This is a genomic window from Bacillus sp. FSL K6-0042 (assembly GCF_038006685.1).
GTDB lineage: Bacteria > Bacillota > Bacilli > Bacillales > Bacillaceae_G > Bacillus_A > Bacillus_A pseudomycoides.
Map to the genome: position 1 here is coordinate 2,059,006 of NZ_JBBOVS010000001.1, position 15,960 is coordinate 2,074,965.

General features: G+C 35.5%; 15 protein-coding genes and 3 pseudogenes. 6 read left to right on the forward strand and 12 right to left on the reverse strand.

The window, feature by feature from the left end; all coding sequences use genetic code 11:
• Positions 1–5: 5 nt before the first annotated feature.
• Positions 6–179: pseudogene (locus MHH45_RS10660) on the forward strand (IS3 family transposase); the annotation flags it as partial.
• Between the two features lie 255 nt (positions 180–434).
• Here MHH45_RS10660 and MHH45_RS10665 read toward each other — a convergent pair.
• The 3 genes from MHH45_RS10665 to MHH45_RS10675 form a co-directional block, all read right to left on the reverse strand.
• Positions 435–872, reverse strand: a complete 438-nt coding sequence (locus tag MHH45_RS10665) for a hypothetical protein (protein WP_016113715.1) — start codon at positions 870–872, stop codon at positions 435–437.
• Positions 859–1,077 (reverse strand): helix-turn-helix transcriptional regulator, encoded by a 219-nt coding sequence (locus MHH45_RS10670; RefSeq protein ID WP_016113714.1) that lies wholly within the window; start codon positions 1,075–1,077, stop codon positions 859–861. The genes MHH45_RS10665 and MHH45_RS10670 overlap by 14 nt, the downstream gene beginning before the upstream one ends.
• Positions 1,078–1,254: 177 nt before the next feature.
• Complete coding sequence (locus MHH45_RS10675) at positions 1,255–2,163, reverse strand: AraC family transcriptional regulator (RefSeq protein ID WP_016113713.1); 909 nt, start codon at positions 2,161–2,163, stop codon at positions 1,255–1,257.
• Positions 2,164–2,297: 134 nt separating this feature from the next.
• Here MHH45_RS10675 and MHH45_RS10680 point away from each other — a divergent pair.
• Positions 2,298–2,453 (forward strand): annotated as a pseudogene (locus tag MHH45_RS10680) (anti sigma factor C-terminal domain-containing protein); the annotation flags it as partial.
• Positions 2,454–2,498: 45 nt separating this feature from the next.
• Here the strand turns inward: MHH45_RS10680 and MHH45_RS10685 are convergent.
• Entirely contained in the window at positions 2,499–3,608 is a 1,110-nt protein-coding gene (locus tag MHH45_RS10685) for a metallophosphoesterase (RefSeq protein WP_016113711.1), read from the reverse strand.
• A 296-nt stretch (positions 3,609–3,904) separates the two neighbouring features.
• On the opposite strand from MHH45_RS10685, the gene MHH45_RS10690 reads away from it, so the two are divergent.
• Complete coding sequence (locus tag MHH45_RS10690) at positions 3,905–4,432, forward strand: isochorismatase family protein (protein WP_016113710.1); 528 nt, start codon at positions 3,905–3,907, stop codon at positions 4,430–4,432.
• A gap of 84 nt (positions 4,433–4,516) precedes the next feature.
• Here the strand turns inward: MHH45_RS10690 and MHH45_RS10695 are convergent, their stop codons facing one another.
• From MHH45_RS10695 to MHH45_RS10705, 3 genes are all read right to left on the reverse strand, one after another.
• Entirely contained in the window at positions 4,517–6,049 is a 1,533-nt protein-coding gene (locus MHH45_RS10695) for a fatty acid--CoA ligase family protein (RefSeq protein ID WP_016113709.1), read from the reverse strand.
• Positions 6,050–6,259: 210 nt separating this feature from the next.
• Entirely contained in the window at positions 6,260–7,249 is a 990-nt protein-coding gene (locus MHH45_RS10700) for a lipoate--protein ligase (RefSeq protein WP_029427577.1), read from the reverse strand.
• 11 nt (positions 7,250–7,260) lie between these two features.
• A complete protein-coding gene (locus MHH45_RS10705) occupies positions 7,261–7,995 on the reverse strand; it encodes an MBL fold metallo-hydrolase (RefSeq protein WP_016113708.1) in 735 nt (244 codons plus the stop codon).
• 200 nt (positions 7,996–8,195) lie between these two features.
• Between MHH45_RS10705 and yhfH the strand changes: the two genes are divergently transcribed.
• Positions 8,196–8,324: a protein YhfH gene (gene yhfH / locus MHH45_RS10710; protein ID WP_000567010.1), complete on the forward strand. Its 129-nt coding sequence runs from the start codon at positions 8,196–8,198 to the stop codon at positions 8,322–8,324.
• Between the two features lie 40 nt (positions 8,325–8,364).
• On the opposite strand, the gene MHH45_RS10715 is transcribed toward yhfH, so the two are convergent.
• Positions 8,365–9,378: a LacI family DNA-binding transcriptional regulator gene (locus MHH45_RS10715; protein ID WP_016113707.1), complete on the reverse strand. Its 1,014-nt coding sequence runs from the start codon at positions 9,376–9,378 to the stop codon at positions 8,365–8,367.
• A 197-nt stretch (positions 9,379–9,575) separates the two neighbouring features.
• On the opposite strand from MHH45_RS10715, the gene MHH45_RS10720 reads away from it, so the two are divergent.
• Together MHH45_RS10720 and MHH45_RS10725 are read left to right on the forward strand one after the other, a co-directional pair.
• Complete coding sequence (locus MHH45_RS10720; RefSeq protein ID WP_016113706.1) at positions 9,576–10,517, forward strand: helix-turn-helix transcriptional regulator; 942 nt, start codon at positions 9,576–9,578, stop codon at positions 10,515–10,517.
• Positions 10,518–10,611: 94 nt separating this feature from the next.
• Positions 10,612–11,136 (forward strand): DinB family protein, encoded by a 525-nt coding sequence (locus tag MHH45_RS10725; protein WP_016113705.1) that lies wholly within the window; start codon positions 10,612–10,614, stop codon positions 11,134–11,136.
• A 245-nt stretch (positions 11,137–11,381) separates the two neighbouring features.
• On the opposite strand, the gene MHH45_RS10730 is transcribed toward MHH45_RS10725, so the two are convergent.
• The 4 genes and pseudogenes from MHH45_RS10730 to MHH45_RS10745 form a co-directional block, all read right to left on the reverse strand.
• Positions 11,382–11,804, reverse strand: coding sequence for a YfmQ family protein (locus MHH45_RS10730; RefSeq protein ID WP_016113704.1), 423 nt, complete (start codon positions 11,802–11,804; stop codon positions 11,382–11,384).
• 140 nt (positions 11,805–11,944) lie between these two features.
• Positions 11,945–12,076 (reverse strand): annotated as a pseudogene (locus tag MHH45_RS10735) (DUF2087 domain-containing protein); the annotation flags it as partial.
• Positions 12,077–12,096: 20 nt separating this feature from the next.
• Positions 12,097–14,697: a YhgE/Pip domain-containing protein gene (locus MHH45_RS10740; protein WP_088094103.1), complete on the reverse strand. Its 2,601-nt coding sequence runs from the start codon at positions 14,695–14,697 to the stop codon at positions 12,097–12,099.
• A gap of 406 nt (positions 14,698–15,103) precedes the next feature.
• A complete protein-coding gene (locus MHH45_RS10745; RefSeq protein ID WP_016113702.1) occupies positions 15,104–15,676 on the reverse strand; it encodes a TetR/AcrR family transcriptional regulator in 573 nt (190 codons plus the stop codon).
• Between the last annotated feature and the right edge of the window lie 284 nt (positions 15,677–15,960).

A 15,960-nucleotide genomic window follows, 5' to 3' on the forward strand; every position in this document is an offset into this window, starting at 1 on the left:
ACAAACACGCCTTTTTAAAGAAAAAAGAAGTATATCGTACACAATATGTCAGATTTGAACAGGCAAATCTAGCACTATTTCAATATATTGAGGGATTTTATAACCGCAAGCGAATCCATAGTAGCATTGGTTATAATCCCCCTCAAATAATAGAAGATCTGGCTAAAAAAGCAGCTTAGATTTAACTTTTTTGTGTCCAAAATGTTGACTCAAATCCACTATTACACCTGATTATTTTCTACAACGACGTTATCATCGTAACAATTCAAAAATAATATTGTAAATAATCGTTTCACCGATTTATTTATGTGAATGTTCTTTGGAGGCTTACATCCTGAATCCATTTAATAAGCCATAGGTAAGCCGAAATATAGTTGTTCCTTCCGAAAATTAGAAGGGAGATGATGATTTCGTTTCTATAGAAGAATGTAACATTATACGTCATCATCCTCTAATCGTTTTTTTTGTAAATAGTGAACAAAAGAAAAAGGGATGAGAAAGCAAACAAAAACGACACTTCCTACGAGTAAGGCTTGACTGTTATTACTATGATCTGGACCGAATTTTGCCAGAAATGCAAGAACAGCGCCAACCAATGCAGAAAGGATTACAATTCGGTAATAAGGACGCGGCTTTTTCTGTTCGTTTGCATTATCATACACATCAACAGAAATTTTGAGATTCAGCCAACTTAGAACAGCCACAGTAAGCATAAATACTAACCATAATGGATTATCTGCAGCCTCCATAACCCCTTCTGTTATCGCCTCATAAAGTAAAATTGCAAATATCCCTATCGTTTGAACAATAAAGGCGATCCGAATGTTTTTCAAATTTTGCATTTGTAATCGTTCATCTTTAATCTTCTTCATGTATCTGCTCCTCCTGGCCAATCCAAAATATTTCATCCAACGTCTTATTCACTGCATAACAAATCTCCAAGCACAATTTTAGCGTAGGGTTATATGCGCCTTTTTCAATCAAGCTAATGGTCTGCCGAGTGATACCTACTTTCTGTGCCAATTGTTGTTGTGTTAAGTCTACTTGAACACGAGATATCTTTACTTTATTTCTCAACTATATTATCCCTCCTCAACCCTATTGTAACATGTATATTACATTATTCAATATATATATTACATACCAGGCGTTAAAATTATTGCTATGTAATTTTCTGTTTCATTTATATAATACGATTCATCTGAAATCTCATACAAAAAAGTTTCCTAGAATCTAGGAAACTTTCTCCTCTTCTTATTGTTGTTTCTTCTGCACTGGCAACCAAATCTCAACTTGAGCAAATTCACTCTTATCTTCATGACAACGCTCATCATACAGCTCGAACTCTGTAACGCCCGCATGTTCATACCCTGAATGCGGGAACCATTCTGAGAAAATGCTATTCCATGTTTGCTGGATGGACGATACCATGTCTTTGTGCGGTACTTTTGGTGTTGTAAATACGGCATATGTTGCTTCTGGGAACGTGCGCTGCGCTAATTCATTTGATACCCCATCAAAACTTGTAACTTCCATTCCAATAATATACGTGAACTCCCCTGTTTCCAAATGAAAATCCGTGCACATTCCAAGCTCTACATATTGATCTGTATGTTTACGGTTTGTAATGTTACTCGCAAGATTGTTTTGTAAATAACGGTCCCAAAATGCCGGAATATCTTTAAGGTTTTTCCCTTCTTTACTAGACGTCTTCATCTCATATCCAGCTACAAAAAAAGCTGGTTTTTTTTCAATACGAAATTCCATTTGTATTCCCCCTAAATATGGATTGAACTTCCGCTGCTTCACATTTGCTTTATAATACATCGGTGTCTTAATTCCTTGCCTTCGGTAGCTACTTGGCGTCATCTGAAACAACTTTTTAAAGGCTCGAATGAACGTTTCATGAGATTGAAAGCCATGTTCTAATGCGATATCAAGAATTTTTTCTTCCGTATGAGAAAGCCGATAAGCTGCCCTGGCTAGCCTCCTCTTACGAACATACTCCATGACAGTATCGCCTACTAGTGCTTGGAATACGCGATGAAAATGATACTCCGAGAACCCTGCAATACGAGCCAAATTACTTAATGTTTGCTTCTCCATTACATCTTCTTCAATATAATTAATTGCTTTTTGAATTTGTGTTTCATAGCTTTCCATCTCTGTTCACCCGCCTTATGTATTATCATAAAAGAGAAGACAATTCTTTTCTTGACGTTTTTTGCTTTTATTTTGCAGAAATTTGTAACTTTTTCATATTACATTCGTTGTTATAAGTAAAGGGGGAAAGATTAGTGAAAAAACATGGTGTGAAAGTGTACGGTATTGTCATTACTGGCCCATCGAAAGAATTAGTAAAGTTACAAAATTCTCCTCATGTTCGCGACGCTACTCTTGGAGATATTGAGTTTTGGAATTGGCTTGAGCGTCCAAGTGGTTCTCGTCACTAAAGTGAAAACAACCATTCGAAGTTGAATGGTTGTTTTCATTTTTCCTCACCCAAACGTAACCTCAATCTGAATAACTTCCGACCGGCTACCAAGTCTTAGCGGCGGTCCCCAAAAACCGAATCCAGAAGACACAATCGCATGAAATACACCCTTTTGCACATATCCCCAATCTAGTTCATACATTCTTCTCGTAATAAGATGATTTGGTGCCATTTGTCCTCTATGCGTGTGACCGGATAGTAATAAATCAACACCTGACTCCTCCGCCTGCTTTAATGCAAACGGCTGATGATCCATCGCTATAACGGGAAGTGATTTATCTACTGTGCTCATTAACTCTTCGAAACTTTGACGATCTCGCTCCGTTTTATCTCTTCTTCCAACGAGATAAAAACTATCTTCAATTTTGATTACTTCATCTAACATGATATGAATATCAATTTTCTTCATCTCTTGCAGAAACTCTGGAATTGCCCCGCCGTAATATTCATGATTTCCGAGTACTCCATACACACCAAGAGGCGCCTGCATTTGTTTCATAACTTGTCCCATGTTCTTTTTTATAAATTCTCCTGGATGATCGTCAATGATATCACCAGGTAGTAAAATGATGTCCGGCTCCATTTCATTTACACGGTGGACTAATCTTTTTAAATGTGAGACACCTGATAACTTGCCGAAATGCATATCGGAAGCCATCGCAATGCGAAGTGCTTTCCGCCCTTTCGCTTCTTTTGGTATGTGAATTTCATACTTTCGAACAACTGGACTATAAGCATTGAATGTTCCATAACCAAATATGAAAAGAAACATAATAAGGGTAACAATTCCTGTCCAAATAATAGCTGTATCTCTCGGCACCGCTACCAGTTGTAAAATAAATACTGCTATATCAGCTAGCGGCAGCAAAATAAGTGCATATTGCATTACCGCAAACCAATAGGAACCAATTGTCCTTAAGAACGGAAGGAATTTGAAAACCTGGACGATTACATACGCATATGAGAATAATGCAACTAACAAAGCATAATATCCCCAAGATTGCCAACCAAAACTTGTTTGAAGCCAAACCCATCCATTCCATCCGATGTAGAACATCAGTAATGTATATAGAATCAAAATAGTAACTATATTAAAATATCGACGAATTTTCACAGCGTGCCTCCTTTTCTATTTCTTCTATTATAACTCGGCAGCTATTCAAACTATAAATATTACGTATCATAAACTGCTAACAATTCCCTTTCATTTCATAAAATGAAACTTTAATCAGCGGGGTTTTCTTCATCTCCCCCTAACCTCTTTGCTTTTGCTGAATGTTGTAGTGCTTACTACCCAAAAAAGTTTGCTCATTTTAGGATACGTTTTGTTGAGCAGGGACATTTTCTTTTATTGCAAAGTTTTATTACCTTCTGCTATATTTAAAAAGAAACTAAAGGAAGTGCTACTTGATGAAACAGGCTCTAGTAATCATTGACATGCAAGAAATTTTCTTTAATTATCCCCAAAACTATTTATTTAATAATGAGCAATTAGTTACAAATATAAACGAACTAATTAAGCAAGCTCATGAAAAAAATATACAAGTTATCTTTATTCAACATACTAGTCAAAACGAACAAGACGAACTTTTTGAAGGAAAAGATGACTGGAAACTTCATAAAAATTTATTCCTATCCCCTACCGATAAAATTATCCAAAAATCAAAATGGGATTCATTCTATCAAACTGAACTCTTAGATTACTTAAAGACCAATGAAATAGAACAACTTATTTTCGCAGGAGCACAGACTGAGTTTTGTCTCGACACGACTATTAGAGCTGCCTTTAGTTTAGGGTATCAAAAAAATCTACTTTTCAAAGAAACACATAGTACAATAGATGGTGCTATTTTAGATGCGGGTGATATTATTAATCATCATCAATCTATTTGGAATAACAGATTCCTAACTGTCATTGATGGTAAAATAAAATTATAAATATAGAATTCTATTATAAAAATAAAACGAACCATCCTTATTTACGGACGGTTCGTTTTATTTTCCCTAACAGTTATCCATGTTTTATGCTTGCACTGCCTTTTCCCTTAACGCTCTTCTAAGTAGTTTACCAGTCGTATTCTTCGGCAACTCCTTCAAAAACTCGATACTCTTTGGCACCTTATATTTTGCAAGATGTAAAGAACAGTAATGCGTTAACTCTTCTTCTGTTACCACACCATTCTTCAGAACAACATAGGCGCGCACTGCTTCTCCTAAATTTTCATCTGGAACACCAATCGCAACCACTTCCGCAACCTCCTCATGTTGGTATAATACTTCTTCTACTTCACGAGGATATACGTTATAACCACCTACAAGGACAATATCTTTTTTACGATCAACAATATAAAAGTAACCTTCATCATCCATTCTTGCTAAGTCTCCTGTATACAACCATCCATCACGAAGCACTGCCGCTGTGTCTTCTGGTGCATTATAATATCCTTTCATCACGTTTGGACCACGAACAATTAATTCACCTACTTCGCCTACAGAAACTTCTTCCCCAAGCTCATTCACAATTTTATTTTCCACATGCCAAATATTTGTTCCAATAGAACCTGGTTTACGCGGACGATCTAATGGATTAAAGCAAGTAACTGGTGAAGCCTCTGATAATCCATATCCCTCTGAAACAATAACATTAAAGCGATTTTCAAAGTTTTTCAGGAGAGCAACAGGCATAGAAGCCCCGCCAGAAATACATAGACGAAGTGTCTGAACATCGTCTGCGCTTGCTTCCTCATATAAATATAAATAATTGTACATTGTCGGTACACCGGCAAATATTGTCGGTTCATACGTACGACAAATACGAAATACTTCTTTCGGACTAAACTTTGGTAACATTAAAATCGTTGCACCGTTAACAATTGGGGCATTCACTGCAACTGTTAAACAAAACACATGAAACATTGGAAGCGCAGCAACAACGCGATCATCCGCAGTATATTGTAAATACGATGCTACATCGCTAGCATTACTATATAAATTTTTATGTGTAAGCATAGCGCCTTTTGGCTTTCCAGTTGTTCCTGACGTATACAAAATAACAGCTACGTCTTCTTCAGTTAGCTCAGGACCTTCATAAGATAGATCACCGGTTCCTATAAGACTAGTAAACGTTTTCATTTTTTCAGTTTCTGTATGATTAAAATCTGCTGAGGTTTCACATATGATGATATGTTCAAGAGAAGGAAGTCTTGTTGTAAGAGATTGTATAACAGGTAGAAGAACGTCGAGTGTGATGATTGTTTTTACATCTCCATTTTGTAAAATATAATGCATTTCGTCTGCTGTATAAATTGGATTAATTGGAATGACAGTTGCTCCAGCTTTCATCGTCCCATATAAACCAACTAAAAAATGTGGTGAATTACCAACAATTAATGCGACATTGTCCCCTTTCCCAATGCCCATTTTTGCTAAATTACCAGAAAACCTTGTGACCGTTTTGTTTAATTGGTCATATGAGACCGACTGATCCATAAATATATACGCCGGTTTCTCTCCTTTCTGTTTTGCTGTTTCAGCTAAAGATTGAACGAGATTCACACAAACCCCACCTTTATAAAATTTAGAAAATTTAAAAATTCTAAATACATTATATTAAAAGAAAATTAAAACAGCAAGTAACATTTAATTAACTGCATATAAATGAGCATTCATTCATTTTTTAATTAGAGACTCTATTTCTTGTTTTTATGCGCTTTTTTGCAACAAAATAAAAAACAGTCATACGGACAATATGACTGTTTTTACGAGTTAAAAGAATAACGCTAAGAAATCTTCTTTTGTTATATTACCAAAGTAGCGTTTTACATCTACATCTTCTAAAGCCGCGGCAAAAGCTTCTTTATCAAACTGTACTCCTGTTAAACACTCTTCAATATCATGAACATCTTCCACGCCAAAGAAATCACCGTATACTTTACATTCTGTCACTGTTCCTTTTGTTACCTCTAGGCGAACATCAACTTGTCCAACTGGGAAACGGTGTGAATGTTGTAAGTTGAACTTAGGAGACTTTCCGTAGTTCCAATCCCAATTACGGTAGCGCTCTTCAGAAATTTTGTAGATTTCTTTCCAATCTTCTTCTGTTAATTCATACGTTGGAATTTCTGTTTCGCCTTCAAAAATCGTCGCTAGAAGAAGCTGTTTAAATTCTTCCGTTGTCATTTTTTCATTTAAAAATTCCGTAATGTTCGCTACGCGGCTACGAATTGATTTAATCCCTTTTGATTGAATCTTATCCATTTTTACTTTGAGTGCAGATACAACGTGATCGATTTCAGAATCAAATAGTAATGTACCGTGACTAAACATACGACCTTTCGTTGAAAACTGCGCATTACCTGAAATTTTTCTACCTTCAGCTAAAATGTCATTTCGACCGCTAAGCTCTGCATTTACACCTAATTTTCCAAGCGCTTTCGTAACAGGCTCTGTGAACTTTTTAAAGTTATGAAAACTATCCCCATCATCTTTCGTAATAAAGCTGAAGTTTAAGTTCCCTAAATCATGATATACAGCGCCTCCGCCAGACAAGCGTCTTACGACATGAATACCTTTTTCTTTTACATAATCAGCATTAATTTCTTCTACTGTGTTTTGGTTTTTTCCAATGATAATAGAAGGTTCGTTAATGTAGAACAAAAGGTATGTTTCGTTAATATCTAAATTTTTCACGCAGTATTCTTCAATCGCTAAGTTAATTGTTGGATCTGTAATTCCTTTATTATCAATAAATAACATCATATCTCACCTCATGAATTCCAAACATAACCGCTATGCGCAAGCGTAATGCGGCCGTCAAAAATTTGTTTTGCTTCTTCTACTAAATCAGATGTGTTTCCTGTGTGCGGCAGATGCGTTAACAGTAATTCCTTTACATTTGCATTCTTTGCAATATCCGCTACTTCTGTACTATTCATATGCCCTGCTTTCGCAGCTTCCTGATGTGCATACATATTGCACTCACAAATAAATAAATCTGCATCTTTTGTAAATGGAATAAATTCAGGAATGTAGCTAGAATCAGCACTATATACGATGACTTCATCTCCCACCGTAATACGCATCGCATAGCATATAACAGGATGCACCGTCTTTAAAAATGAAATAGAGAACGGTCCAATCTGTAATGTTTCTTCCGGATTGTACACAATCCCTTTCGTGTGTGGTGCATGTGTTAAGGAAGAGAATCCTTGCACATCAAATCCATGTCCATAAATCGGTAGTTCTGGTAATTGCCCTTTTGCCATGCTTGTAATTAATCTTGCATATTGCAATACCCCAATATCCGCAACATGGTCGTGATGATAATGTGATAACAGAACCGCATCTATATCAGATGGTGTTATATATTTTTGAATCTGTGCTAGTACACCACTACCACAGTCAACAAGTAAACGAAAACCATCGTGTTCAAACAAATACCCCGACGTTGCTTCTCCCACTTCTGGAAAGCCGCCCCAAAAGCCAACAACAGTCATTTTCATATGTATCCATCCTTTCTAAACCACTAGAAATGCAGTATTCTTCCTCTAATGAGAAAGATTTTTACTTACACTCTACATTGTTAACTATAATCCATTTCCTAAACTTTTTCATTATTTTTCACTTTGTTATAAAACAGTTGTTGACATTTTATTTTTGTACTAATACAATGATACTAAGAAATGGAAATGGAGGGATTTACATGATCGATCAACCGATGGAATTTTTCAGAAATTTACCAACAAAAACGTGTGCGCACTGCGGGAAGGAAATTGATGAGCAACACGAAGCATATCATAATAAATGTGACGATTGCGTTCACGAAGAATAATAGTTTGTAAACATAAGAAAAACCTAGCAGACATTGTCTACTAGGCTAGTAACATCGTATTTTTCATCGTTGAACCTTTCACCAAGAGCTCCAGTTCAAACTCATACAACTCTTTTTTGCGATAATTTTTCGTATGGATTTTATCCATCATTAAATCAACAACTTTATGAGCCATTTCATCAATTGGCTGTTCAATCGTTGTAATACCCGGCTCTGTAATCTGTGATAAAATTTGATTATCAAAGCCAACTACAGCTAAATCATCAGGAATACTCCAGCCATGGCGTTTCGCTTCTGCGATAATTCCAGCTGCGACTTCATCGCCTCCTGCCAAAATAGCGGTAGGATTTTTTTTGTCCTTTAATACTTCATGGAATATTCTTTTTCCATCTTCCCAAGAGAAAGCGTTTTCAAGAAAATCAATCGCTTCTACTTCTTTGCTCTTTTCAGTGATTGCACGTAAAAAGCCCATTTTTCGCTGTTGGCTCACTACTTTTGTTTCATTTCCACGGCAAAAAATAAGGTTGCGATAATCTTGTTCTAGCACATGTTTCGCAGCTATGTATGCCCCTTGTGCATGATCAAATTTAACCGTTGGAATATTTGCTTCTTCAATGTATTCATTACATAACACGATTGGACCGTGTTGTAAATATGGCTCCACGTTCTCCCATGGATTCTCAAGTGAACATAAGATAATACCATCAACTTGTTTTGTTGATAACAGTTGTAAGTATTCCATCTCTTTTTCTGGTAAGTATCTTGTTTGGCAAATAATCAGTTTATATTTATGTTCAGAAGCAGCAATTTCAATTGCTTCAATAAATCTACTGAAAAAAGGATTTGTAATCCTTGGAACAAGAACTGCAATTGTTTCTGTTTTCTGTTTACGAAGTCTTCTTGCTGCAGAATTAGGAACGAATCCTAAATGCTTCATCGCCAATTGAACTCTCTTTTTCTTCTCATCTGATACATACGGATGGTTGTTAATCACCCGAGAAACCGTTGTTCTTGATAACCCCGCTAATTTCGCCACGTCCTCGATCGTTGACACGAAATTCTCCCCCTTTGTATGAAAACGTTTTCTTAAGTAGATTATATAGTATATTATTGGAAACTGCAATACGAGTTCGGATGATTTTACTATATTAATATTATACATAGGGAAAAGTCTGTTATTTGCAGGAAGATTTGACTCCTATTTAGAACATCACAATAAGGATATTTATTACATATGAAGGATGATATTTCATGAATCGAACAGATCGTTTACTCTCTATTCTCATTGAGTTACAGAGAAAACAAATTGTTACAGCTCAAAGTTTAGCGGGAAAATTTGAGACGTGTAAAAGAACAATATATAGAGACATGCAAGCACTCAGTGAATCAGGTGTCCCAATCTTTTCAATGCCTGGACAAGGTTATTCTTTAATGGATGGTTATTTCTTGCCGCCCATTCAATTCAAACCAGAAGAGGCAGTAACTCTTCTATTAGGAAGTGATTATGTCGAACAAAATCTCGACTCAGCTTTTTCTATACATGCAAAATCTGCTAAAGAAAAATTAGAAGCAATCCTCCCTTCTGAACAGCAAAAGAAGGTCAAGAAGTTAAGAGGAACTTTTCGTTTCCTCTCCGGTACCTTCTCTCATCAAACATTTGCTCAAGAACAACTAGAGAAACAACTTCTTCTATTACAAGAAGCTATTCAGGAACAACAATGTGTTTCTTTTTCTTATCGTAAACCGAATCAAAGTGAACAAAATAAACGTACGGTAAATCCTTATGGTTTAGTCAATATTTCAGGGATTTGGTACATTGTTGCCCATTGTCTACTTCGGCAACAAATACGTCATTTCCGTTTGGATCGTATGGACAACTTACAGCAAGAGCAAACGTTCTTTACTAAACCGGAGAACTTTTATTTACCAGACTATCAACCTGAAAATAATCGAACCATTATCATTCATTTATTATTTCCATCCCATATTGCACACAAAATTATTGAGTCTCGCTACTTTTTTATAGATTCCTATGAACAAAAAGATGATAGCTTTCATGTATTTTTGAAATCAAGAAATATAGATGAAGTATTTTCTTGGATATTGAGCTGGGGAAGCCAAGTAAAAGTGTTAGAACCGACTATTCTTTCGGAGAAAATTCGAGAAGAAGCAAAGAAAATGCTACAAATGTAATTTTTTCTTTCACTACTGACATAACGGTGTCAACATCATTCATTTATAGTAGTCCTTAAGACCGAAATCTTATACAAGAAAAGGAGTTAATACGATGAATCCAAATGTCATTTTAGAGAAATTCGAAAGTTTAGCAATGTATTACATTGAAGAATTGGAAAAATACTCCCTTGAACAGTTGAGAAGAAAACCGTCCGAAGACGAATGGTCTCTTGGACAAATGTATAATCATTTACTTGCAGCTTCAAATATGCAATTAGACGCCATTGCAAAATGTACAACTGATTCTGCAACTATAGATGGTAAAAAAACAAAAATGGGTGAAAAAGTATATAAGGAAGGTGCTTTTCCTCCGATACAAATAAAGGTACCTAATCGCCCTGGATACACGCCTGAAAATCCTACAGATAAAGAGGAAATTAAACAAGCATTGTTACAGATCATTGAGAAAATGAAAGAGATTGACCCGCAACTCCCTTCAATTCTAGCCAATTATAAAGTGGAACATCCAGGACTTGGGTACTTAAATGCTGTAGAGTGGTTTCAATTGATTTATATGCATTTCTCTCACCACCTTCATCAGAAGGAAAGGCTGGAGCAGCATATTATTCTAAAATAAGTGATACTTTATTACTAGAGATATAGTTGCTCATTAATGTGAATGACCCCTCCTTAACACTCTTACGAGTTGTTTGAAGAAGGGGACTTCTGTTGGAGTGCTGTTAAATAAGAAAAAGGATTCCCTATATTTTAGGAATCCTCTTTTTCATCTGGAACAGAAGTAAACTAGTACACTTAGTTAAAGATTGTTTTCAAATTAATTTAACCCGATTTATCCCGCATTAACAGACAGTACCAATCCTTTTAGGCTAAGTCCTTAGTTACTAACATAGAACGGTTTTGAAGGCCTTTGGAACGCAGACTATACCCGACTACTTTTTTCTTGTATTGTTTGATTACATCAACGTGATCGTCGTAACTGTACACAGAAAAACGAACATCGGTTTTTCCTCTCTTCGTATTAATAACTACTGGAGTCCCACTGCTCTGTGGAGGAAAATAATATTTCTCTAAAAATATCGCTTCATTAAATTGATCAATAATTTGAGCTTTATCTTTACCTTCTAATTGCTTTCCATCGATGGTTACAGTGACAGCCGCATCACTAAGTTTTGGATGCAATTCAAATTTGCTGGAAAGCGACTTCACAACAGAGCTTGGAAGGCTCGTCACTATTATTTTAATACCACCGAGAATAATTAACATAACTATAAAATATGTCGTCATATTGTATCATCTCCATTACGCTCTAAATTAATATGATCACATTATTAATATTACCATAGTGTAAATGGTTATTTTTTGTACATTATGTGAAACTTGGTAAAACAAAGAAACATACTAGGATTAGTCTGTTTTTCTATAATCTATAAATCCCCCCACTTATTCCACGCTTCCTTGGCATTTACATGATACATACTTTTATTCCGATCCATAAATCCATGAATGATGAATTCTCTTCTAATTGTACAAAAATCTTCATGATACTGTTTATTAAAAAACCTAGAGGATCACTCCCCTAGGCTTCTATCGATTTTTCTTCTACTAAATTCCGAAATTGTCGCTTATGCATCCAAGTTAACGAACCAATTGTTCCAAGTGACAACAGAACAATAAAGATCGTTAATATACCTGCGTTTTGCCACATAAACCCGAAGTCTCCACTTGATACAACTGCCTTAAATCCTGATACAGAATATGTCATTGGTAACCAAGCGTTAAAGTGTTGTAAAAATTTCGGGATTAACTCAAGTGGGAATGTACCTGCGCTTGTTGTTAACTGCATAATTAATGTTAAAATCGCAATAAAACGTCCTGCATCTCCAAAAGCTGTTACTAAACATTGAATTAACGCAATAAATGCTAAGCTTGTAAGAATACTAAACAGAATGAAATATGGAACACTCTGTACTTCCACACCTAACCCTAGCAATAGCACTAAATCCGCTACTAAAGCCTGAATAATACCCACTGATAATAGAACACCAAATTTACTAATAAACCAGCTAAATCCTGATTTTGGAACACCAACTGTATCACGTAATGGATACACAATCGATAATAAAAGTGCCCCAACAAATAAACCTAGAGATAAGAAATATGGTGTAAATCCTGTTCCGTAGTTTGGAACCTCTGACATTTTCTCAGTTTGTACTTTCACCGGATCTGCAAACATATCATATGTTTTATCCGTTCCTTTTACTTCATTTGTTTTCTCTGCGCCTTCGCCGAGTTTTGTAGCTAATTCACCAGTTCCGTCGTTTACTTTTACTAAGCCATCTGTTACTTTTCCGGAGCCGTTTGCTAGTTGATTGATGCCGTCTATTAATTTACCAGAACCGTCTGATAATGTATTTAAGCCGTTTGTTACTTTTCCGGAGCCATTTGCTAATTGATTAACACCATCGATTAACTGGCCTGAACCGGCAGATAATTTACCTAAACCACCGTTTAATTTACCAGCTCCTTCTGTTAATTGATTAACACCATCAACTAATTGTGGACTACCACCCGCTAACTCGCTTATACCACTATTTAATTGCTTACTTCCTCCTGCTAATTCACTAGCACCATTCTTCGCTTCTCCTAATTTTTCACCCAATGTTTGGAAGTTAGCAACAAACCCAGTTTTTGGATATGACAATCCATTTGCCAATTTGTTTGCTCCTTCAGCAAGCTGTTGTTGACCACCTTTTAGCTTATCAACACCATTTTTCAGTAAAGCTTGACCATTTTGAAGGTCATTTGCACCATCAGCAAGTTTTTGCGCACCTACTTGAATTTTCCCCGCACCCTCTTGACCTGCAAGTCTTTTTGTACCTTCTGCAATTCCGCCTGTGCCACCTACAACTTTTTTACTCCCCGCTATTAGCTTCTCCATAACAGGTTCTAATTGTTTTCTAGATTCTTCAGGTAAACTTTTAATTTTTTCATTCAATACTGCTAAACCATCATCCACTTGTTTGGCACCATCTGCAGTCTGACTAGCCTTAGTATATAGACTATCTGCGTTTGCTTTCCACTGTGATACACCTTGTGCCAGTTCATTGGCTCTCTTACTAATTTGTTCAGATCCATATGTTAGCTCTGGTAATTTATTTTGCATATCGGTTACACCAGCTAATGATTCCTGTAAACCACCTTTTAAATCATTCGCACCTTTTTGAATATCTTGTACGCCTGCCGCTAACTTTCCGTGACCATCTTGAAGCTGACCAAGACCTGCTTCTAATTTATCCGCTCCTGTTTGCAACTTAGCAGCTCCATCAGAAGCTTTTTGTAAACCATTATTAAATACTAACGACTTACTAGCTAGCAATTGTAAGTTTCGATATATTTCCGAAGAACCATTTGACAATTCTCCAATACCATTTTTCATTTCACCTGACTTACTGATTAACGTATTTAAACCGTTTGTTACTTGACCAGATCCATCTAATAACTGGCTAACTCCATCCTTCATCTCACCAGACTTCCCTTGCAGCGTATGCAAACCATCTGTGACTTTGCTAGAACCATCGTGTAATTCTCCAGCACCATTATGTAACTTATTCGCTCCATCCGATCCATCAGTAAACCCTTTGGAAACATCTTTTATAGAATCAAACATTTTCTCTGCATACGTTTTTGTTAGCGTATTAGAAACTTCACCTTTAATTTTTTCAATAGCTGTTCCGCCGATTTGTGAAGATAAGAAGTTCAAGCTTTCATTTGGAATATATTCTAAGTTTAATGGTCTTGGATTTTCTTTTAACAGCGTTGTCGCATTGTCTGAGAAATTTTCTGGAATCCGAACTAACATATAATATTTTCGATTTTCCATTCCCTCTTTTGCTGTTTTTTCACTGACAAACTCCCATTTAAAACTTTTATTGTCTTTTAATTCGTCGACTAATCCTTTACCAACTTCAATTGGTTTCCCATCAAATACTGCACCTTTATCAAGATTGACTACTGCAACCGGCAAATCATCTAATTGTTCATACGGATCCCAAAACGCCCATAAAAACATGCCCGCATATAAGAGTGGTACAAATAAAACAGCAATAATAGGTATTAAGATTTTTTTGCTTTTTATAATTTCCGTAAATTCCTTACCAAGCAACTTGAATCCTCTCATTATTTCTCCTCCTTCAATTAATGACCAAAATGTTCAGTTGGTCATTTTTAAGTAAATAAAAAGGTTATATTCTGTTATATATATTACCTAACCCTAACTTTTATTCCGCTATTTGCAGACAGTAAGACCTCCAAAACAAAGAAGATATCAACTTTCCATAAAAACCCGATTAGTGAGCGCTAATAATTAGCAGAGGATGAAGATTAACATTTCACCTTATCTCTATACTCTATGCACCTTTTTATTTTGAATGACTATTAAATTCATTTGGTCAACGTGAACGTATTCAAAAATTATCTTTTAACAACCTTACATACGTAATCTGATTTTTTCTTTACATCCTCCTTTTTAAACTTATGACCAATTTGTTCATTTAGTCATTTTTAACTATAGTAAAAGGATTATCTTAGTTTGACAATCCCTTTAACAAATAAAGTTCAAATAATTCTGCAATTCTTTCCTTTTCTAATGGTTCATGATTCTTTTCCCAATCGAAAATAAGTGATACATATAGTCGAAGCATGATAAACGCCGTAATTTCTGGATCACACTTACTAATTTCACCTTTTTCAATCGCAATTTCTAAATAAGATTGAATAACAGATACAATTTCAACATCTACTTGTTGCATAACATCTTGTACTTCTTTTGTTCCCATATCTCGCTCTTCTTGAATCAGTTTAATCATGAGCTGATGTTCTTTTCTAAATTCTAAGATGCTATATAATGCTCTATGTACATTTTCAAAAAATGAAACATCTGGACGAATTGCTTCTTTTGAAACTTGCTTCATTTCAGTAATTAAATTAGAAATAATTTCGCCAAATAATTCTTCTTTATTTTTGAAAAAAGTATAAATTGTTCCTTTCCCTACATTCGCTAATTTTGCGACTTGATCCATTGTTGTCGCCTTATAACCAAATGCTGAAAAAGATTTTGTTGCAGCTTCAATAATAGAACGTTTTCGATCGACTGCCACATCTTCACCTCCAAAAATGACCAATCGGACAATCTAGTCAATTAGTACATTTTTGATATTATCACGGTTTTCCATTGTTTACAAGTTCTCTTTTTATTTATTTCCAAGTATAAAACATTTAAATCTATACATCGACTTTTATTTAAGATACTACTGTCATAGTGTATCAAAAAAAGGGAGAAAATGAAAAGGTAAAGAAACGTAGTAACATACATTAGCAAATATCAAGCAATTTTATTCACTTGAAATTGGAACAATACCTTGATTTCCTTTACAATCGGGCT